The organism is Brevibacterium pityocampae (assembly GCF_039541555.1).
In the GTDB taxonomy this organism is placed as follows: Bacteria; Actinomycetota; Actinomycetes; order Actinomycetales; family Brevibacteriaceae; genus Brevibacterium; species Brevibacterium pityocampae.
This window is the reverse complement of record NZ_BAABGL010000002.1, coordinates 605,552-625,136: the sequence shown is the minus strand read 5'-3', so window position 1 is coordinate 625,136 and position 19,585 is coordinate 605,552. Positions and strand designations below refer to the sequence as shown.

Genomic DNA, 19,585 nt, shown 5'->3' with positions numbered 1-19,585 from the left:
GCACCCTGCACGCCGCGAGCACCGGCACCGCCTGCGCCGCCGGCTCGAACCCCACAGATCCGCAGGCCCCCACCGGGGCAGGCATACGAGAGACACAAGGAGTCATCATGAGAACACTGCGCTCGCACTTCACGCGCACCCGCACCATCGGGGTCCTGTCCGCGGCGTCCGCCCTCACCCTCGGGCTCAGCGCCTGCGCCGGCAGCGCCGGCGGCGGCGGGGGCGGGGGAGGCGCCGGGAGCGGCGACGGCTACGAGGTCGGCGCCTCGCAGGAGGACATCGACGCGGCCATCTCCGAGCTCGATCCCGTCACCATCACCTACCAGCCCTCGGCCGCATCCGAGGCGTCCATCCAGTCGCCCTCGGGCACCGAGCTAGCAAAGGCCATCGAGGAGAAGTCCGGCGGCAAGATCACCGTCGACGTCGTCTGGGGCCAGGCCATCGCCGGCTACGGCGAGGTGCACGACGCGCTCGCCGACGGCCGCGTCGACCTCGCCTACACCCTCCCGGTGTACCAGCCCACGGAGTTCCCGGCCGTCAACGCGCTCGGCGACATGCTCGCCGGCATCTCCCCCTCCCCGTTCACCGGCGAGATGATCGCCAACGCGGTGGCAGCCGACGTCTCCTGGGGCTCCCCGGAGATCATCGAGGAGTACACCTCGAAGGGCATCACGCCGCTCGTCCCGGTCGTCGCCTCCGGCGGCTACTACTCCGTGTGCTCCGATCCGGGCATGGAGAAGGACGACTGGCAGGGCCGACAGGTTCGCATCGCCTCGAAGACGCAGAACGACCTCATGGCCTCGCTCGGCGCCTCCCCGGTGTCGATCGAGTACGTCGAGACCTTCGAGGCCCTCCAGCGCGGCACCGTCGACTGCACCCTCGCGCAGCTCGTGCCCTCGGCCGAGGGCGGCATCTTCGAGGTCGCACCCCACGTCGGCTACATGACGGAGACGAGCTACACCCGCTCGCCGGGTGCGATCCTCGCCGGCTCGAAGTTCGAGCAGCTCCCACTCGCCTACCAGCAGATCCTGTTCGACGTCTACGCCGACTACTACCAGGGCCAGATGATGACGACGATCGGCGGCAACGCCGAGGGCATCAAGCAGGCCAAGGCGGCCGGCGGCGAGATCGTCGAGTTCCCCGCGGACCTGCAGACGGAGATCGGCGAGTTCGACGAGGCGAAGAAGGAGGAGATCCAGTCCTCCGGCATCCTCGGCGACGACATCACCTCCCGCGTCGAGGAGTCCGAGCAGCAGTGGGCCGAGAAGATCGAGGAGCTCGGCTTCACCGACGGCGGCTCCACCGCGGACTTCGACGAGTGGTACGACACCGAGACCGACTACCGCGAGGTCGGCCAGGCCGTGTACGAGGACGCATTAGCCGAGCACCGTCCGGGCTCCGAGGGCTGATCGGGCTCACGCACCGATCGGGCTCATGTGCTGACCCGACTCATGCACTGACCTGGCACGCTCATCGGGTACACGCACGTCCACCCACAACGGCGCCGCCGGCAGGGGATCTCCCCTCCGGCGGCGCTGTCGTGCGTCCTGGAGGGTCCGCGGGCGCGCGTCCAGGGACCCCATCATCCGGGAACGGCCCACCGTCGTGCGCGCTGGACCACGGCACCGCCCTGGCGAGCCGGAGACGGGACTGTGGCGATCGTCATACCGCAGGCCCGATCGGATCGCCCACCTGCGGAATAGGGTGGGTGCACGCCCGCCAAACGCCCTAGGAGAACCATGCACCGCACCCCGGCCACCATCGCCCCACCCCTCGCCCGCCGCGGAGCCGGCCCGGGGATCGCACTCCTCGCCGCCGCCGGCCTGCTCGCCGGGTGCGCCGGCGGCGCGGGAGGCGCCGCGGACCAGGGGTCCGCCGAGGCGGGCGCCGGGTTCGCGTTCGGGGCCGCGCAGTCCGAGGTGGATGCCGCACTCGCCGAGCTCGACCCGGTGACGATCACCTACCAGCCCTCCGCGACCTCGGCGGAGTCGATCCTCGGCCCCAACGGCACCGACATCGCGGAAGCGATCGAGACGCGCTCCGGCGGGAAGATCACCGTCGACGTCGTGTGGGGGCAGGCGATCGCCTCGTACGCGGAGATCGACGACGCGCTCGCCGACGGCCGGGTCGACCTCGCCTACACCCTGCCGTCCTACGCCCCGACCGAGTACCCGGCCTTCGACGCGATCAGCACCGCGATGTCGACGCTGTCGTCCTCCCCGGTCTCCGGGGACCTCACGACGAACGCCGCCGGGGTGCAGGCCGGGTGGGACACGCCCGAGGTGCTCGCGGAGTTCGCAGACAAGGACCTCGTCCCTCTCATCCCGCTGCTCGCCTCCGGCGGGTACTCGACGATGTGCTCCGAGGCGCTCACCGGGCGCGCCGACTGGCAGGGCACGCAGATGCGGATCGGCTCCGCGGCCGCCGGCGAGCAGGCCACGGAGCTCGGCGCCTCACCGGTGTCGCTGTCGTTCCCCGAGACCTACGAGGCGCTCCAGCGCGGCACCGTCGACTGCGACCTCGGACAGCTCGCCCCCAATGTCGAGGCCGGCACCTTCGAGGTCGCCCCGCACATCGGCTACACGACGGAGGCCGGGTTCTCCCGCGCCGCCGGCGCCTATGTCGCCGGGCAGACCTACTCCGAGCTGCCGCTGGCCTACCAGCAGGTGATCTTCGATTCCATGGCGACGGCGTTCAGCACGATGACCGAGCTCGTCATCGGGGCGAAGGCGGTCGCGGTCGAGCAGGCCCTGGCCGCCGGCGGTTCGGTCCGGCCCTTCGATGCGGACGTGCAGTCGGCGATCGCCGAGCACGCCGGCCAGCTCAGCACCCGCACCGCGGAGGACGCCGGAGTGCCCGAGGTCCCGGCGCGGCTCGACGAGGCCGCGCAGGCGTGGGCCGAGCAGGTCGAGGAGCTCGGCCACACCGACGGCGGGGAGTTCACCCGGATGCCCGAATGGTACTCGGAGGATGCCAGCTACGACGACCTCGGCGCGGCGCTGTTCGAGCAGACCATGCTCCCCCACCGCCCCCACTGAGACCTCAATTCTCGAAGGTTCCTGAGCGCGAAACCTTCCGAAATTGCACTCTCACCCGGGCGGATGCCCCGCTTCACACCTCGTCGCGGAGCACCGTCTTCTGGATCTTGCCGGTGCCCGAGCGGGGGAACGCATCCTTGACGACGACGTCCTTGGGCAGCTTGTAGCGGGCGAGCTTGCCGTCGCAGAAGTCCCGGATCTCCTCGAGCGTCGGGGCCTCGTCATCGGACTTCGGCACGATCATCGCCACCGGCACCTCGCCCCACTTCTCGTCGGCCCGCCCGACGACGGCGACCTCGGCGACCTTGGGGTGCCAGGCGATGACGTTCTCGAGCTCGGCGCAGTAGATGTTCTCGCCGCCGGAGATGATCATGTCCTTGACCCGGTCGACGACGTAGAGGAACCCCTCCTCGTCCTGCCGCACGAGGTCCCCGGAGTGGAACCAGCCGCCGGCGAACGCCTCGGCCGTGGCCGCCTCGTTGTTCCAGAAGCGGCTCATCACGCCCGGCCCGCGGTAGACGATCTCGCCCACCTCGCCCGGCGCCACGTCATTCATCTGGGCGTCGACGACGCGGATCGCGTAGTTGCGGTCCGGCAGCCCGACGGAGCCGAGCTTGCGCAGGGAGTCCTCGTGAGACAGCGACACCCCGCTCGCGGTGGTCTCCGTCTGCCCGAATGCCGCCTGCGAGCTCGCCTGCGGGAAGGTCTCGCCCATCGCGGTCAGGAGCGCCTCGGTCGCCGGCGCCGCACCCCAGCTGTAGAACCGCAGGTCGACGGCGCGCGGGCTGCGGCGCTGCTCGTCGACGATGAGCTGCCACTGCGCCGGGACCATGAAGGTGCGCGTCACGCCGTGCTCCGCCATGACGTCGAGGAGGTGCCCGGCGTCGAACCCGGTCGAAGGCGTGATGACCGAGGTGGCGCCGTTGGCGATGTTCGTCGTCATGACGTTGAAGGCCGCGATGTGGAACATCGGGGAGGCGACGAGCACCGCGTCCTCGCCCGGCACGTACTGCCAGGACGCGGAGGAGCGCATGGTCGTGGCGAGGAAGTTCGAGTAGCTCAGCACCGCGCCCTTGGGCCGCCCGGTGGTGCCCGAGGTGTACATGATCGCCTGGTCGTCCTCGAGCGCGCAGATCACCGGATCCGGCGCCGGGAGGGTGCCGTCCGGGTCCGGCGCGGCGACCTCGAGCAGGTCGAGGAGGACCGGCGCGGAATCCCTCGTCGCCGAGGCGCCGTCCTCAGTGCTCCCGCTGCCCGCACCCGAGGCGCCGGCCGGCTCGGCACCGGACGCATCCGCGAGTGCGGTGCGCGTGACCTCGGCCCGCTCGGCATCGGTGACGACGACCGCCGGCTCGCAGTTGCTCAGGATGTAGGCGATCTCCCCGGCGGCGAGCCGGAAGTTCACCGGCACGATGATCGCACCGAGGAGGTTCGCGGCGTAGGGCACGACGGCGAACTCCGCGGCGTTGCCGGCGACGAGCGCGACCCGGTCCCCACGTCCCACCCCGGCAGCGGCGAGGCGCGCGGCGGCGGCCCGGACGCGGTGGAGCAGCTCGCCGTAGGAGATCACCGTGTCACCGGCGACGAGCGCCGGGCGGTCGGGCATCTCGTGCGCGTGCCGGTAGATCCCGGCGACGGGCAGGTGGGTGCGGGAAAGTTGGAACTCCAGGTCCACGGCGACTCCTCGGGTGATGCCGGCCCGCCGCCGACTGCTCTGTCCGGCACTCTGCGGGTGCGACTGATCAAACGTTCAGTAACTCGAGTCTAACCAGTCAGCCGTGACGGGTAAAGGGAGTCACCCATCCGAGCCGAGGTGCGCCCGAGCAGGCTCGCCCGAGCAGGGGCGCTCCCTCACCCGAGCGGCGCGCGCTCACCCGAGTGCGGTGTCGAGCGCCTGCTCCAGGTCGGCCCAGAGATCGTCGACGTGCTCGATCCCGACGCTGAGGCGGAGCAGACCCTCCGGGACGGACTCCGGCTCCGCGGCATGGCGGCGTCGGCGCTCGATGAGGCTCTCGACTCCCCCGAGCGAGGTCGCCGGTGTCCACAGCCGCACCGATTCCGCGACGGTGCGGGCGGCCTCGGCGGTGGGCAGGACGATGCAGAGGATCGACCCGAAGCCGGTCATCTGCGCCGCCGCCCGGGCATGGCCGGGGTCGGTGGCGAGGCCGGGGAAGCGCACCTCGAGCCCGGGATATTCGCTCAGCCGCTCGGCAAGCGCGAGCGCGTTCGCCTGCGAGCGCTCGACGCGCAGCGCCAGGGTGCGCAGGCCGCGCAGCGCCAGCCACACCTCGAAGGGCCCGGCGATGCCGCCGCGCACCGAGCGGTGGTGATGGAGCAGCTCGCGCAGCTCCGGATCCGCGGTGACCGTCGCGCCGAGCACCACGTCGGAGTGCCCGGACAGGGACTTCGTCACCGAGTGGAGGACGACGTCGGCACCGTGCTCGAGCGGCTTCTGCACGAGCGGGGTGGCGAAGGTGTTGTCGACGACGCTGAGCGCCCCGGCGGCGCGGGCGTGGGCGAGCAGCGCGGGGAGATCGGCGACCTCGAGCATCGGGTTGGTCGGGCTCTCGAGCCACAGCAGGACGGAGCGGTCGCGGCCGGAAGCCCTGTCGCCCGCCCCGGCGACGGCGGCATCGATCGCGGCGGTCACCTCGGCGGTGTCCTCGATGTCGACGGTGACGATCCGGAACCGGCCGGCGGCCGCGGACTCCTGCGCCCCGGACAGCGCGCCGAGGTAGCAGTGCCGGGGCATGATCACCGTGCCGCCGGGCGCCACGAGGTCGAGCGCGGCGGTGACGGCGGCGAGCCCCGAGGCGAACACGAGCCCCGGCAGGGCCGAGCCCTCGAGCTCGGCGAGCGCGGCCTCGAAGGGCTCCCACGTCGGATTGCCGTAGCGGCCGTACTGCCGACCGCCGTCCTCGACCCCGGCGGTGCCGATGAACGTCGAGGTCAGGGTGATCGGCGGATTGAGCGCGGCGTCGTGCTCGCGCGGAGGACGACCGGTCTCGACGACGACGGTCTCGGGGGCCCAGTTCTGCGTCATGGGGCCACTGTAATCCGCGTGGGCTCCGGCCGGCACAGGTGTCCGTATAGGGGCCGGCCGGCGCGGGTGGCCGCGTAAGGGGCCGGTCGGCGCGGGTGTCAGCGGGCGGCTCCCGCCGAGCTCAGCGCGCCGGGCGCATGTGCGGCAGCGCCCGCAGCGCGAACACCACGGCGATGACGAGCACGAAGGTCGCCATGAGGTTGATCCACAGGAAGCCGCCGAGCCCGAGCACGGCCCCGGCCATCGCGGCCATAAGCGCGCCCCCGAGGTTCATCGCGGAATCGGACACGCCCTGGAGGGTGACCTTGGCCTCCGGCGGCACCGAGCGGGTGAGGAGCGCGGAGCCCCCGATGAGGTACATCGACCAGCCGACCCCGAGGAGCACGAGGGCGGTGCTGAGCAGGACCATCGAGGAGCGCGCGGCGAGCGCGTCGACGACGCCGAGCACGATCGTCACCGCGAACACGAGCGTGCCCACCCCGATCACCGAGCCCGGCCCCCAGCGGTCGGACATCCAGCCGAACAGCGGGGACAGGCCGTACATCCCGGCGATGTGGATGCTCACGACGATGCCGACCGAGCCGAGCGAGAACCCCTGGTGGTCCATGTGCACCGGCGTCATGACCATGACGTTGGTCATCATCATCTGCCCGGTGATGATCGTGACGATCGCGAACAGCGGCACCGGCCGGGCGAGCGCATAGCGCAGCGCCTCCCCGAGGCCGAGGCCGAGGCGGCGGCCGGGCCGGGCTGCCCCGGCCGAGGGCGACCCGTCGCCGTCCGCAGCCGAGGCGTCGCGCGCCGAGTCCGCGGCCTCGGTGCCGGGCTGCTCCGGCATGCCCCCGGTGAGCCCGCGGGCGAGAGTCGAGGCCGCGATCGCGGCGATCGCGAACGCCGCCATGGAGATGACGTAGGGACCGGCGAGCGGGTTCATGCCGAGCGCCTCGCCCAGCCGGGCGCCCGGAGCGGTGAAGTTCGGACCGAGCACCGATCCGACGGTGGTCGCCCAGACGACGAGCGACATTGCGCGCCCGGTGGCGGCGGGGTCGGCGAAGTCGACGGCGGCGTAGCGCGCCTGCAGACCGGCGGCGGTCGCCGACCCGCACATCATCATGCCGAGCATGAAGAGCGGCAGGAAGCTCAGTGCGACCCCGAGGAGCACGACGAGCGCGCCGACGGTGCCGATCCCGAAGCCCAGGGTGAGCGCGGTCCGGCGGCCGGTCCGGGCGGCGAGAGCGGCGAGCGGGTAGGCGACGAGGCCGGCACCGAGGATGACGCTCATCTGCGCGAACCCGGCCATCGCCGTGCGCCCGGTGATCTGCTCGGCGAGCAGTCCGCCGACGGCGTAGCCCGAGGCGATCCCGGCCCCGGAGAACAGCTGGGCGGTGATGAGCTTGGCCTGCTGGGCGGCGCGCGGCGAGGGCACTCACGACTCCTTCGGTGAACAGGGGACCGGCCCGGCGGAGAGCTCAGCGGTGAGCGTCCGAACCGGTGTCCGCGCATCATCCCACATCGGCCCACCGCGTCTCCGAGCCGTCCACCCCTCGGCCGTGTCCGCCCCTCGGACGCGTCGCCCCTCGGCCATGTCCGCCCCTCGGACGCGTCCGCCTGTTAACCGGTCGGTGATCCTGTACCGTCCATGAGGTCAGCTCACCGTCGAGTCCCGGTCAGGAGGCCTGTCGTGTTCGCACAGATCGCGGCCATCATCATCTTCATCGCGCTGTTCGCCATCGGCGCCGTGCGCGGCGTCCACATCGGCGTCCTCATGGTCGCCGGCGCGGCGGGCACCGCACTCCTGTTCACGGAGATGGCCACGGACGAGGTCGTTGCGGGCTTCCCGCTGTCGATCATGGTGCTGCTCGTCGGCGTCACGTACTTCTTCGCGATCGCGCAGACGAACGGCACCATCGACCGGATCATCGACGGCGCGCTCACCCGGGTCGGGTCGAAGGCCGCGCTCATCCCGGTGGTGTTCTTCGTCCTCACCTCCGGCATCGCTGCGATGGGCGCCCCGCTCGCCGGCCTCGTGATGATGCCGGTGGGCATGCAGGTGGCCCGCCGCTACAACGTCGACTATGCGCTCATGGGCCTGGCGATCTGCTTCGGCGTGGGCGCCGGCGGCTTCGCTCCGACGAGCCTCTACGGCATCGTCACCTACGGCACCGCCCATGACGCCGGGATCGGGCTCAATCCGATGCTCCTATTCGGGATCACCGTGCTCGTCTACCTCCTGCTCCTCCTCGCCGCCTACGCGATGTTCGGCCGCGGCTTCTTCTCCCGCCGGGGCCGCGCCTCCACCGCGCACATCGACGTGCCGGACCTCGCGACGATCTCCGGGTCTCCCGCCAACCACCCGTTCGAGCGCGAGACCGCGCTGCGCCGCGGCTCCGCGTCGACGACCGGCATCCAGTTCGGTGAGGACGAGGAGGACCAGGCACTCTTCGACTCCTCCCACACCGAGGACGAGGACGCTCCCCTGCCGCCGTTCACCCCGATCCAGGTCCTCACCGTCATCTGCATGATCGGCCTCATCGCCGCCGTCGTCGCGATCGCCGCCTTCGGCCTCGAGCCCAACATCGGTCTGCTGTGCTTCGGCTTCGCCGCGCTCCTCACCATCGTCGACCCGGGCACCGGCAAGAACGCGGTGGGCAAGATCGACTGGTCCACGGTGCTGCTCGTCGGCGGCATCATCATGTTCGTCGGCGTGCTCGAGACGATGGGTGCCGTCGATCTGCTCGGCGAGGGCGCGAAGGCCATCGGCTCCCCGATCGTCGCCGCGCTCGTGCTCTGCGCGGTCGGCGGTCTCGTGTCCGCGTTCGCCTCGACGACGGGAATCCTCGCAGCGCTCGTGCCGCTCGCCCTGCCGCTCGTCGCAGACGGCAGCCTGCCGGGTTGGGCGCTCATCACCGCGCTCGGCATCTGCTCGGCCGTCGTCGACGTCTCCCCGTTCTCCACGCTCGGCGCGACCGTCGTCGCGACCGCGCCGTCCGAGCACAAGGAGAGGCTGACGAAGCTGCTCCTGCGCTTCGGCCTGTCGATGGTCGTCGTCGGACCGATCCTGCTCGTCGGCGGCCTCGTCGTCCCGGCGATGCTGTTCTGAGCGGTGCCGATCGGAGGAGCACTGCGCTGAGGTGCGCGACCCGTCCCCGCGCGCACCCGGTCCGGGTCGACGTCAGGCCGGAGTCGGGCCGAGCTCCTTGATGAGGACGACGAACTCGAGGTCCTCGGTGCGCGGCAGGCCGAAGCGGTCCTCGCCGTAGGGGAACGGTTCGCGCTCCCCCGTCTGCAGGTAGCCGCGGCGCTCGTAGAACGCGATGAGCTCGGTGCGCTTGTCGATGACGGTCATCCGCATCCGCTCGGCCCCGAACCGGTCGCGGGCGAAGGCCTCCGCGTGGGTCATGAGCTCCTTGCCCACGCCCCGGCCCTGGGCGCGCGGGGACACCGCGAAGGTGCCGAAGTACGCGGTCCGGTCGCCGAGGTCGCGCAGGTGCACGGTCCCGAGGGCGGCTCCGGACTCGTCACGGACCAGGAGCACGGTGCTGCCGGGTTCGGCGAGCATCTCCGCGGCCATGTCCGCGTCGATCCGCTGCCCGTCGAGGAGGTCGGCCTCGGTCGTCCAGCCGGCCCGGGAGTCGTCCCCGCGGTAGGCGGATTCGATGAGCGCGACGAGCTCGGGGATGTCCGCCGGCCCGGCGGTCTGCGGGTTCAGGCCGGTCACGACACCTCCTCGTACACGGCCTTGGCGACGACGAGGTCCTCCCAGGACATGCCGGAGGTCTTGAACACGATGGGGCGGTCGTCGGCGAGCACCGCGCCGCCGCTCGTCACGACCTCCTTGAAGGTCACGGTGTCCTCGATCGTCAGTGCGCCGTCGGCGATCGCGAGCACGACGTCGCCGCACTCGTCGAGCGCGGTGTGGCGGCTCTCGACGATGACGGTCGCCCGGCCCAACAGGGCGGAGGGCAGTTCGCGGGCCTCGGGGCTGTGGGAGCCCATGGCGACGACGACGGCGTCGTCGCGGATCGCAGCGGCGTCGAACAGCGGCTCCGCGGCCGAGGTGGCGGCGATGACGAGGTCGGACTGCTCGAGCGCCCGGGTGAGGTCCGGCGAGTCGCCGCCGGATCCGTCGCCGCCGAGGACCTCCGTGCCGGGGATGCCGAGCACGGAGAGGCCGGCGAGGAACTCCTCGCCGCGACCGGGCCTGCGCACGACGACGGTGACCTCGCGGACTTCGACGACGGCGCGGGCGGCCTCGACGTGGAGCAGTCCCTGCACCCCGGCGCCGAACACGGTCATCCGCACGCCGTCGGGGAATCGGCCGGTGAGGGCGTCGGAGACCCCGGCGAGCGACACTGCGGGGGTGCGCAGGTTGGTGATCGCCGGCCCGTCGAGGATCGCGAGCGTGCGGTGGGTCTGCGAGTCGAGGAGCAGGCAGCTGCCCTGGATGCGGGGGTGGCCGGCCGCCGGGTTGTCCGGGGTGACGGTGAGCACCTTGACCGCGGCATAGGCACCGATCTCGGAGGGCATGAAGAGGAACTCGCCGCGGGTCAGCGGGGCCGACATCCGCGTGGCGTCGTCGGCGGGATCGAAGTCCGAGGTCAATGCCGTGCGCAGAGCGGTGATCGCGCCTGCGTAGTCCAGGGCGGCGGTGACCGTCGCCTCGTCCAGAATCCTCATGAAGTTCTCCTCCGCCGGGTGGGCGCACTTCGCCGCACGCGCTGCATTCCATGCGCTGCGGGCGGTGCGCCCGCGACGCGTTGCATCTGCGCACCACTGTACTGGCACCCTCGGACACGGGCGGGAGGGAATGAACGGCCCACCACGCACAGCCCGGCACACCACGACGCAGTCGGCCGCACACAGCACAGGCCGACTCCGCGGAATAGCACCACGGGCTCCGGCGTTGACCCGATCAGTCGCTGCGTGCGACCACCGGTCCGCACCGAGGACGTCGGTTCCGCATCGAGGAGGACACATGAGCCAGGATGCCCGCACCATCGAGATCGACGGCGAGACCTTCGAGCTCCGCCATGACGCCGAGGCATCGAACTTCGCCGCCTGGCACGGCGACACCCGGGTGAGCCTCGCCGCATACCGCGACCGGGGCGAGCAGCGCCTGTTCCCCCACACGGAGACCCTGCCGGCCTGGGGCGGGCGCGGACTCGCAGGCGCGGTCGTGCGCTACGCGCTCGACTCCACCGTCGCCGAGGGGCTGACGATCGTCCCGGCGTGCTCGTTCGTCGCAGGCTTCGTCCGCGAGCACGACGACTGGGACGAGCACGTCTCCCGCCGCTGAGGCACGCGCAGGGACCGCAGCTCTCGCAGCCTCTCAGCGCTCCTGCGCGAGCTCCCGCAGCCTCTCAGCGAGCACCTGAGCGTGGTTGTGCTCGTCGTCCTTCGCCCCGTAGAGCAGCACGAGGATGCGCTGCGGCGCGGCTTCGAAGCGGTCGAGCAGCTCCCCCGGCGCCGCCGAATCCGTGAGCTCCTGCCGGTAGTGCTCGGCGAAGGTCTCGAAGTCCATCCCGCCGGAGTGGAAGGCTCGGCGCAGGTCTCCGCTCGGCGCGACGTCCCGGCACCACTCGGCGTGCTCGAACGCGGTCTTCTTCACCCCACGCGGCCACAGCCGATCGACGAGCACACGGTACCCCGGACCAGAGGCCGAATCGTAGAGGCGCTCGCACCGGATCTCGGGGACGGCGGTCATGCGCCGTCCGGCAGCCCGGTGACCGTGGTGAGGACGAGCACGCTGTCGGCGAGCGCGTGCACACCGTGCCGCTCGTGTCCGATCACGGTGAGCTCTCCCGCACCGAGCTCCACCGCGGGCGTCGACGACCCTGCGGCGTAGCTCAGCCGCACCCGGCCCTGCAATCCCTGGAGGGTGGCGGCGGCCGGGGCGTTGTGCTCGGCGAGCTCGGCGCCCGCGGCGAGCGCGAGGACGAGCTGGCGCAGCACCCCGTCGTGGACCACGAGCTCCGCGGCGCGGCCGTGCTCCTCGGCCCGGGCGCGGGTGAGCAGTTCATCTGCGAGTGCGGTGATGTCGACCATGGCTCTATCCAAGCAGGCGCGAGCACCCGCGTCCACGGCTCGCCGTCATCGCTGCGGGAACCCGGCACCGCGTGCGCCCGCCCGCTGCGTCCACGGGTCGAACAGGCGGGTGGAATGCACCGCGTGTCACATTAGACTGACACCAGCCCCTGGCAACCAGGATCACCCAACGGAAGGGAACGAGCGCTATGGACGTCCAGCCCATCATCGACCGCATGAATACCGGCCTGTTCATCAACGGACAGTGGCGTGACGCCGAAGGCGGGAAGACCATCGACGTCATCAATCCCGCCACCGGGAAGGTCCTCACCAGCGTGGCCGACGGCTCCGCCGCGGACGCCGAGGAGGCTATCGAGGTCGCCGGGGAGACCCAGGACTCGTGGGGCCGCACCGCACCGCGCGAGCGAGCGGAGATCCTGCGCCGCGCCTACGAGATCCTCATCGAGCGCGCCGACGACATCGCCGCGGTGATGACCGCGGAGATGGGCAAGCCGCTCGCGGAGTCCAAGGGCGAGGTGACCTACGGCGCCGAGTTCTTCCGCTGGTTCTCCGAGGAGGCCGTGCGGATCGACGGCGACTTCACCAAGTCCCCCGACGGCAGCACCCGCATCATGGTCTCCCGTGAGCCGGTGGGCCCGTGCGTGCTCGTCACCCCGTGGAACTTCCCGCTCGCCATGGGCACCCGCAAGATCGGCCCCGCGATCGCCGCCGGCTGCACGATGGTGTTCAAACCCGCCAAGCTCACCCCGCTGACCTCGCTGCTGCTCGTCGAGGCGCTCGTCGACGCCGGGCTGCCCGCCGGGGTCCTCAACGTCGTCACCTCGAACTCCGCCGGCCGCGTCGTGACGCCGTGGATGGAGTCCGGGATCGCCCGCAAGGTCACCTTCACCGGTTCGACCGAGGTGGGCATCGGCCTGCTCGAGCAGGCGGCGAAGACCGTGATGAACACTTCGATGGAACTCGGCGGCAACGCCCCGTTCGTCGTCTGCGAGGATGCGGACCTCGACAAGGCCGTCGAGGGCGCGATGGTCGCCAAGATGCGCAACATCGGCGAGGCCTGCACCGCCGCCAACCGCTTCTTCGTCCACCGCTCCGTGTCCGACGAGTTCGCCCGCCGGCTCGCCGAGCGGATGGGTGCGATGAAGGTCGGCAACGGCCTGGACGAGGGCACCGAGGTGGGCCCGCTCGTCGAGGAGAAGGCGCTGAACAAGGTCGCCGAGCTCGTCGATGACGCCGTGGGCAAGGGCGCGAAGGTCCTCACCGGCGGGAAGAAGATCGACGGCGAGGGCTACTTCTACGCTCCGACCGTGCTCACCGATGTGCCGGAGGACTCCGACATCCGCATCGAGGAGATCTTCGGACCGGTCGCCCCGATCACTCCGTTCGACACCGACGAGGAGGCGATCGCGCTGGCCAACGAGACCGAGTACGGCCTCGCCGGCTACCTGTACAGCGAGAACATCGGCCGCGCGATGCGTCTGGCTGAGGAGCTCGAGTGCGGCATGATCGGGCTCAACACCGGCCTGATCTCCAACCCGGGCGCACCGTTCGGCGGGTACAAGCAGTCGGGTCTGGGCCGCGAGGGCGGCCGCGTGGGCATCGACGAGTTCCTCGAGGTCAAGTACGTGGCTCTGCCGCGCGGCTGACCAGCTGCGTAGCACGCGCCCTGCACACGCAGATGGCCCCCGGTCCTTCGACCGGGGGCCATCTGCGTGCTGGTGCGATGCGGGTGTTCGGGAGGTGCGCGTCCCGGCTCGCTGCGCGGGGTGAGCTCAGGCGCGGCGGCGGGCGAGCACCTCGTCGAGGCGGCCGACGCCGCGGGTGCGGGCGCCGCCGATCGCGGTCCGGCCGTGGGCGAGCGGCCCGGCGTCCGCAGCGGTCTGCGCGTCGTCCTCACGGGCGGCGTCCTCGAACTCCGGGCGGTAGCCGAGCTCGGCGGCGAAGCGCTCGGCGAGGCTCTCCTTGGACTGCGGTTCGAGCCGGAAGGACGAGGCATCGGCCACGACCGGCTCCGGCTGCGCCCGATCGACGACCGGGGCGTCGACGTAGGTGGGGGTGGGCACCGGCGAGGGGTTCCAGCCGGTGGCCGCGAAGCGGGTGGCGAGCAGGTCGTCGCTCCCGGCGGGCGCGGGGGTGCCGCTCGCCGGGGGCTCCGTCGCCGAGGTGCCGGTCACCGAGGCACCGGCCGGCTCGTCCGTGTCCTCGTCCCCAGCGAGGTCGGTGCCGAGGCTGAGCACGACGCGCTCGCGCACCTGGGTGACCTGGAGCTCGCGACGCGCCCGGTGACGCGCTGCGGGGGCCTCGGCGGTGGAGGATGCGGCCGCGGTGGAAGATGCAGGCGCGGAGTCCGAATCCGGGGCCGAGGACTTGGTGGGCTCGGCGGAATCAGCGGACTCGCGGGATTCCTCGGTGGCCGTGGGCGCCTGCGCGCGCGGAACCTCGGTCCCGGCTCCCGGGTCGCGCTCCGCCCCGGCCCGGTTCTCCGCCCCGGCGCGGTGCTCGGCCCCGCGCCCGGCACCGAAGACGGCGCGGATGGCGGAGAGGTCCACGGTCGCATCGCGATCGTCGTCCTCGACGAGGGCGACGGCATCGGGAGTGCGCCGGGACTCGGGGGTCGCAGCTGTTCCGGGGGTCGCAGCGGTGGCGGAGGCCTTCGCGGCGGGCGCCTCGACCCCGGCGCGGCGGAGTCGACGGATGGAGAGGTTGATCGAGCGGACCATGAGCAGGCAGCCGCCGGCGAGGACGAGGGTGAGCACCGGCACCGCCCAGGGCAGCACGCCGAAGGGCACGAGCACCGCGGTCACGAGGGTGGCGAGCGCGGTGGCGAGGAAGCCGAGGCCGACGAACGGCAGCGCCGCGCGCAGGCGGGCGATCTTCTCGCTCGATTCCCGGTCGGCCGGCTGCGGGCGGAGATCCCGATCGGCGGCCGGGGTGGAGCGCGTGGGCGCCGCGGAGCCGCCGGACCCCTCACCTCGCGCACCGGCAGGCGCGCCCGAGGCGGGCCCCCGGCCCTGACCAGCCGCCGGGGTGCCGACGCGCGCGCCGACCGTGCCGGCGGTGTGCCGGGAGTCGGCGATGCGAGCGCGGAGGTGGGCGGGCAGGTTCCGGTTCGTGCGGTGCTGCATCGACGGGCCCGTGGCGGGTGACTGGGAAGAGGTCATGTGAGAGTCCATCGGTTCGTGGTGGGTGGAGAGCGGGAGGAACGCGGTCTGGCCGACCGCCAGCGGCAGCGCGGCCGCCTCGGCCTCGGGATCGAGCGGGGCGGCGAGGTCGAGGTGCGCGGTCCCCCTCTCCGCAGGCGAGCTGTCGGCCGGCCGTGCGCTGTTCGGGACATCGCCGTCGATGACCGCGAGGCGCGGGGCGGGCTTGGACAGGTGGAGCACCGGCGCCGAATCGGCCACCCGGTGGACGATCTGGGGCGGTTCGAACTCCGCGGCGTCACGATCCGCGGCGTAGAGCCGGGGTGCGTCGGCCGGCTGCAGGCACGAGGTGGCGCGCACCTCGGCGCATTCCCGCGCAGTGGCGGGGACGTCGTGGACGTGGCCGTGGGTGAGCGTGCGGTCGATGCGGCGCAGGGACGCGGGCAGCATGAATACGAACAGCACTGCGATGACGAGGGCGATGGTGATGCTGGTATCCACAGTCCAACTGTAGAAGGGTGGAGCAGGTCACGATCGGATCACAGGGGGCGTGTCGGGATCCGTCCGGTGTTCTGGGCCGGGTTCATCCCCTCGGGGGTCCGATTCCGCGTCTCAGGACCAGGATTCCGTGCCACCGGGCCAGTGGCGGTCGTCGGCGACCGGGCCGGCGGAGGAGTTCCGGACGCGCTGCCAGTAGTCGAGGAGGCCGAAGGGCACGTCCTCGGCGACGAGGGCGAAGGTGCGGTGATCGCACCACTCCCCGTCGATGTGCATGTAGCGCTCGCGCACGCCCTCGTCGCGGAAGCCGAGCTTCTCCACCACCCGCAGGCTCGCCGTGTTCTCCGGCCGGATGTTGATCTCGATCCGGTGCAGACCGAGCGCGGAGAAGCAGTGGTCGGCGGCGAGCGCGACCGCGGTGGGCGTGTGCCCCCAGCCGGCGACCCGCTCGTCGATCCAGTAGCCGATCGTCGCGCTGAGCAGGGACCCCCACTGGAAGGAGCTCACCGTGAGCTGGCCCCGGAACCGGCCGTCGACCTCGATCGCGAAGGGCAGGATGAGCCCCTGGCGGGCCTGGCTCGCGAGCATCCGGCGCAGCGGGTGGAAGCTCGGCAGGGTGTACCCGGGGTCGGGGTTCGTCGCCTCCCAGGGGCGGAGCCAGTCGGCGTTGTGGCGGCGCACCTCGGTGTACTCGCGCGCATCCTGCCGGTGGAGCGGCCGGAGGACGAGCCCGCCCTCGGACAGCACGACCGGCCAGAAGCTGCTCATCGCTCAGTCCGCGGACCCGGACTGCGGGCCGTCGGTGGGCATCGTGTCAGTGGGCATCGTGTCGGAGAGCGCCGTGTCGGTGGGGCGGCCGCCGGCGGGTGCGGTACCGTCCGCATGCTCCTCGTCGCCCTCGGCCGGGCCCTCGCCCGCCCCGGACTGCGGCCGACGCTCGGCGTTCCACATCTGGAGGATCGTCGCATCGGGATGCGGGTCGTCGACGACGACCGGCCATGGCAGGGTCTCACCGGATCCGGTCTCCAGATCGAACTCGAGCCCGTCCGCCGGCGGCTCGTCGAGCTCGGCGAGCATCTCCGAGGCGAGTCCGGCGAGGAGCTCGGCACTGGCGGCGACCGCCTCGGCGCGGTCCGGCAGGGTGACGACGAGAGTGCCGTCGATCCGGCCGCACACGAGGTTCTCGAACACCGCTGCACGGTGGCCGGCGGCGTACTGCTCACGGCGGAGCAGCTCGGACAGCCCTGGCACCTCGACCTCGATCTCGGTGCGCAGGATGTCGGCGATGTCGGGGTCGCCGTTGGCCCGCAGACCGCCGATCGTGACGAGCACGTCGAACGAGGACGCCGCATCGTCGATGAGCGCCTGGAGCCGGTCGCCGGAGCCGAGGATCGATTCGACCACGGAGAACTCGTGGCCCTCGAAGGCGGTCACGAGCGTCCGCACGAGGCTGGTGTCCACCGCGGCGGACACCGGTACGACGAGCGCGGAGTACGGCTTCATCGCCCGGTCGTCGACCCACGGTCGGGGGATCTCGGTCATCGGTCGGAGGCGCCGCCGGACTGCGGGGCGTCGAGCGCGGCGACGTAGTCGCGGAGCCACGCGTGGAGCTCGTCGGCGAGGTCGTCGCGCCGGCCGGCGAGCTGGACGACGGCCTTGAGGTAGCTGATCTTGTCACCGGTGTCGTAGCGGTCCCCGGAGAACACGACGCCGTAGACCCCGGCCGAATCCGGATCCGCGGCGAGGGTCTCGAGCGCATCGGTGAGCTGGATCTCGTTGCCGCGCCCGGGAGGGGTGACGCGCAGGACGTCGAAGATCTCCGGGGCGAGGACATAGCGGCCGATGATCGCGAGGTTCGACGGCGCGGATTCCGGTTCCGGCTTCTCCACCAGCCCGGTGACGCGCACGACGCCGTCCTCCCCGGTCTCCTCGACCGCGGCGCAGCCGTAGAGGTTGATGGTGTCGGCCGGGACCTCCATGAGCGCGACGACGCAGCCGCCGGTCCGCTCCTGGACCTCGATCATCTTCGGCAGGATCGGGTTCGCCTCATCGATGAGGTCGTCGCCGAGCAGCACGGCGAAGGGCTCCTGGCCGACGTGCTGATGGCTCTTGAGGACGGCATGGCCGAGTCCCAGCGGGTCGCCCTGGCGGACGTAGTGGATGTCGGCGAGCTCCGAGGCGTTCTGCACGAGGGCGAGCTTCTTCTCGTCGCCCTTGTCCTTGAGCGCGCTCTCGAGGCCGTCCACCCGGTCGAAGTGGTCCTCGAGCGGACGCTTGTTCCGGCCGGTCACCATGAGCACGTCGGAGAGCCCGGCCCCCACCGCCTCCTCGACGACGTACTGGATGGCCGGCTTGTCGACGACGGGGAGCATCTCCTTGGGGGTCGCCTTGGTCGCCGGGAGGAACCGGGTGCCGAGCCCCGCGACGGGGATGACGGCCTTGCGCACGGGAACGATCTGCTTGTCTGCCATGCCGGCCAGTCTACGCTGAAGGCGTGGACACGACGCCGGAACCCAAGAGCATGGAGGCCGCCGCCAAGGCGCGGCTGCGCAGGAGGGTGCGCACCCGTCGCCGCGAGCGCGCGCGGGCCGCGGCCGAGGCGCTCGCCGGGGGAGCAGGGGTCCGGGAGCCGGGTGCCGGGCCGACCGCCCCCGGGGAGCCGGAGCGGTTCGCGGCCGTGCTCGCCGAGGTGCTCGCCGGCTCCCGCGCTGTCCTCGGCTATGCCTCCTTGGCCGGTGAGCCCTGCCTCGATCTCGCACTCGATCAGGCGAGGGCCGCGGGCGCCGCGGTGCTCCTCCCCCTCACCACCGCCGGCCGGCCCCTCGACTTCGGCGTGCTCACCGGGCCGATGAGCACGCTCCCCCGCACGGGGAAGTGGCAGATCCGCGAGCCGAGGTCCGGGGCACCCGCCGCCGAGGCGCTCGCCGGTGAGATGGCGGGGCCTGCCGGCCGCCCCCTCCCACCGGTCGACACGATCCTCGTGCCCGGCCTCGCGTTCTCGCGCGCCGGGGTGCGGCTGGGCAACGGCGGCGGCTTCTACGACCGCACCTTCGGTCCGCGGGGGGCCGCCCCGCCGACCGGGTGCGGGGCGCAGGTGCTCGGGGTGTGCTTCGCAGAGGAGCTCGTCGATGCGCTTCCCCACCAGCCCTGGGATCTGCGGGTCGACGCCGTCGTCACCGAGCGCGGCATCGTGCCGGTGGGGGTGAGACGCTCGCCGGTGGGCTGAGACGCGACCCGGCAGGGCATGCGTGCTGGTCTATACTTCTTCGGGACTCTGACGAGAAAGGCCGACAATGCCCACGTACTCCTATGCCTGCAAGAACTGCGGTCACGCCTTCGACATCCACCAGGCGTTCACCGACGATTCGCTGACCGTGTGCCCGGAGTGCCAGGGCACCCTGCGCAAGGTCTTCGGCAATGTGGGAGTGACGTTCAAGGGTTCGGGCTTCTACGCGACCGACTCCCGCTCCTCCGGCGGCTCCCGCGCAGCGGCGAAGTCGGGCGGATCCGAGTCGGGTTCGAAGGACGCTGCTGCTGCCGGCGGCAGCACGGGCGCCCCCTCCGGCTCCTCGGGGTCCGGCTCCTCGGACTCCGGCACGTCGAGCACCTCGGCGACCGGCGATTCGAGCTCCTCGTCCTCGAAATCCACGGCCTCGACCTCCGCCTGACGGTCTCCTGCTCCCGGCACGGGGCACGATCGAGAACCGTCCTCTGGTCACAGTGCACCGTCCTCAGGTCACATTGGGGACGGCCGCGCGCCCTCCATCCACAGGCGCACGACGGTCGTAGCGCGGTCCGGGCTCCGCGGGGCACAGTCGGGT

The 19,585-nt window shown here is 71.9% G+C and carries 18 protein-coding genes; 7 read left to right on the top strand and 11 right to left on the bottom strand.

The window, feature by feature from the left end:
* Nucleotides 1-107 precede the first annotated feature (107 nt).
* Both dctP and ABD883_RS03195 read left to right on the top strand, forming a co-directional pair.
* Nucleotides 108-1,409 carry a TRAP transporter substrate-binding protein DctP gene (dctP, locus tag ABD883_RS03200; protein WP_247423262.1) on the top strand — a complete coding sequence of 434 codons (1,302 nt, stop codon included), beginning with the start codon at nt 108-110 and terminating at the stop codon, nt 1,407-1,409.
* 330 nt (nt 1,410-1,739) lie between these two features.
* Nucleotides 1,740-3,038, top strand: a complete 1,299-nt coding sequence (locus ABD883_RS03195; RefSeq protein WP_345029760.1) for a type 2 periplasmic-binding domain-containing protein — start codon at nt 1,740-1,742, stop codon at nt 3,036-3,038.
* A gap of 73 nt (nt 3,039-3,111) precedes the next feature.
* On the opposite strand, the gene ABD883_RS03190 is transcribed toward ABD883_RS03195, so the two are convergent.
* The 3 genes from ABD883_RS03190 to ABD883_RS03180 all read right to left on the bottom strand — a co-directional run bounded on the left by ABD883_RS03190 (nt 3,112) and on the right by ABD883_RS03180 (nt 7,507).
* A complete protein-coding gene (locus tag ABD883_RS03190) occupies nt 3,112-4,713 on the bottom strand; it encodes an AMP-binding protein (RefSeq protein WP_247423266.1) in 1,602 nt (533 codons plus the stop codon).
* 195 nt (nt 4,714-4,908) lie between these two features.
* Nucleotides 4,909-6,081 (bottom strand): trans-sulfuration enzyme family protein, encoded by a 1,173-nt coding sequence (locus ABD883_RS03185; protein ID WP_345029758.1) that lies wholly within the window; start codon nt 6,079-6,081, stop codon nt 4,909-4,911.
* A gap of 121 nt (nt 6,082-6,202) precedes the next feature.
* Nucleotides 6,203-7,507 (bottom strand): MFS transporter, encoded by a 1,305-nt coding sequence (locus ABD883_RS03180; RefSeq protein WP_345029756.1) that lies wholly within the window; start codon nt 7,505-7,507, stop codon nt 6,203-6,205.
* Nucleotides 7,508-7,762: 255 nt separating this feature from the next.
* Here ABD883_RS03180 and ABD883_RS03175 point away from each other — a divergent pair, with 255 nt between their 5' ends.
* A complete protein-coding gene (locus ABD883_RS03175) occupies nt 7,763-9,181 on the top strand; it encodes an SLC13 family permease (RefSeq protein WP_345029754.1) in 1,419 nt (472 codons plus the stop codon).
* A 72-nt stretch (nt 9,182-9,253) separates the two neighbouring features.
* On the opposite strand, the gene ABD883_RS03170 is transcribed toward ABD883_RS03175, so the two are convergent.
* Nucleotides 9,254-9,799: a GNAT family N-acetyltransferase gene (locus ABD883_RS03170; RefSeq protein ID WP_345029752.1), complete on the bottom strand. Its 546-nt coding sequence runs from the start codon at nt 9,797-9,799 to the stop codon at nt 9,254-9,256.
* Nucleotides 9,796-10,758 (bottom strand): ornithine cyclodeaminase family protein, encoded by a 963-nt coding sequence (locus ABD883_RS03165; protein ID WP_265808369.1) that lies wholly within the window; start codon nt 10,756-10,758, stop codon nt 9,796-9,798. Before ABD883_RS03165 ends, ABD883_RS03170 begins: the two co-directional genes overlap by 4 nt.
* Nucleotides 10,759-11,056: 298 nt before the next feature.
* Between ABD883_RS03165 and ABD883_RS03160 the strand changes: the two genes are divergently transcribed.
* On the top strand, nt 11,057-11,377 hold the full coding sequence (locus ABD883_RS03160) for a GNAT family N-acetyltransferase (RefSeq protein WP_175406885.1): 321 nt from the start codon (nt 11,057-11,059) through the stop codon (nt 11,375-11,377).
* 33 nt (nt 11,378-11,410) lie between these two features.
* Here the strand turns inward: ABD883_RS03160 and ABD883_RS03155 are convergent, their stop codons facing one another.
* Both ABD883_RS03155 and ABD883_RS03150 read right to left on the bottom strand, forming a co-directional pair.
* Nucleotides 11,411-11,785, bottom strand: coding sequence for a DUF488 domain-containing protein (locus ABD883_RS03155; RefSeq protein WP_137318945.1), 375 nt, complete (start codon nt 11,783-11,785; stop codon nt 11,411-11,413).
* Entirely contained in the window at nt 11,782-12,126 is a 345-nt protein-coding gene (locus ABD883_RS03150; protein WP_247423277.1) for a cupin domain-containing protein, read from the bottom strand. Before ABD883_RS03150 ends, ABD883_RS03155 begins: the two co-directional genes overlap by 4 nt.
* Before the next feature lie 188 nt (nt 12,127-12,314).
* Between ABD883_RS03150 and ABD883_RS03145 the strand changes: the two genes are divergently transcribed.
* Nucleotides 12,315-13,772 (top strand): NAD-dependent succinate-semialdehyde dehydrogenase, encoded by a 1,458-nt coding sequence (locus tag ABD883_RS03145; RefSeq protein WP_137318943.1) that lies wholly within the window; start codon nt 12,315-12,317, stop codon nt 13,770-13,772.
* A 126-nt stretch (nt 13,773-13,898) separates the two neighbouring features.
* Here ABD883_RS03145 and ABD883_RS03140 read toward each other — a convergent pair whose 3' ends face one another.
* From ABD883_RS03140 to galU, 4 genes are all read right to left on the bottom strand, one after another.
* Nucleotides 13,899-15,767 carry a hypothetical protein gene (locus ABD883_RS03140; RefSeq protein ID WP_345029747.1) on the bottom strand — a complete coding sequence of 623 codons (1,869 nt, stop codon included), beginning with the start codon at nt 15,765-15,767 and terminating at the stop codon, nt 13,899-13,901.
* A gap of 111 nt (nt 15,768-15,878) precedes the next feature.
* Complete coding sequence (locus ABD883_RS03135; RefSeq protein ID WP_345029745.1) at nt 15,879-16,532, bottom strand: GNAT family N-acetyltransferase; 654 nt, start codon at nt 16,530-16,532, stop codon at nt 15,879-15,881.
* A 3-nt stretch (nt 16,533-16,535) separates the two neighbouring features.
* A complete protein-coding gene (locus ABD883_RS03130) occupies nt 16,536-17,306 on the bottom strand; it encodes a molybdopterin-binding domain-containing protein (protein ID WP_345029743.1) in 771 nt (256 codons plus the stop codon).
* A complete protein-coding gene (gene galU, locus ABD883_RS03125) occupies nt 17,303-18,235 on the bottom strand; it encodes a UTP--glucose-1-phosphate uridylyltransferase GalU (protein ID WP_345029741.1) in 933 nt (310 codons plus the stop codon). Before galU ends, ABD883_RS03130 begins: the two co-directional genes overlap by 4 nt.
* Before the next feature lie 23 nt (nt 18,236-18,258).
* On the opposite strand from galU, the gene ABD883_RS03120 reads away from it, so the two are divergent.
* On the top strand, nt 18,259-18,990 hold the full coding sequence (locus ABD883_RS03120; RefSeq protein WP_345029739.1) for a 5-formyltetrahydrofolate cyclo-ligase: 732 nt from the start codon (nt 18,259-18,261) through the stop codon (nt 18,988-18,990).
* 67 nt (nt 18,991-19,057) lie between these two features.
* A complete protein-coding gene (locus ABD883_RS03115) occupies nt 19,058-19,432 on the top strand; it encodes an FmdB family zinc ribbon protein (protein WP_345029736.1) in 375 nt (124 codons plus the stop codon).
* Nucleotides 19,433-19,585: the final 153 nt, after the last annotated feature.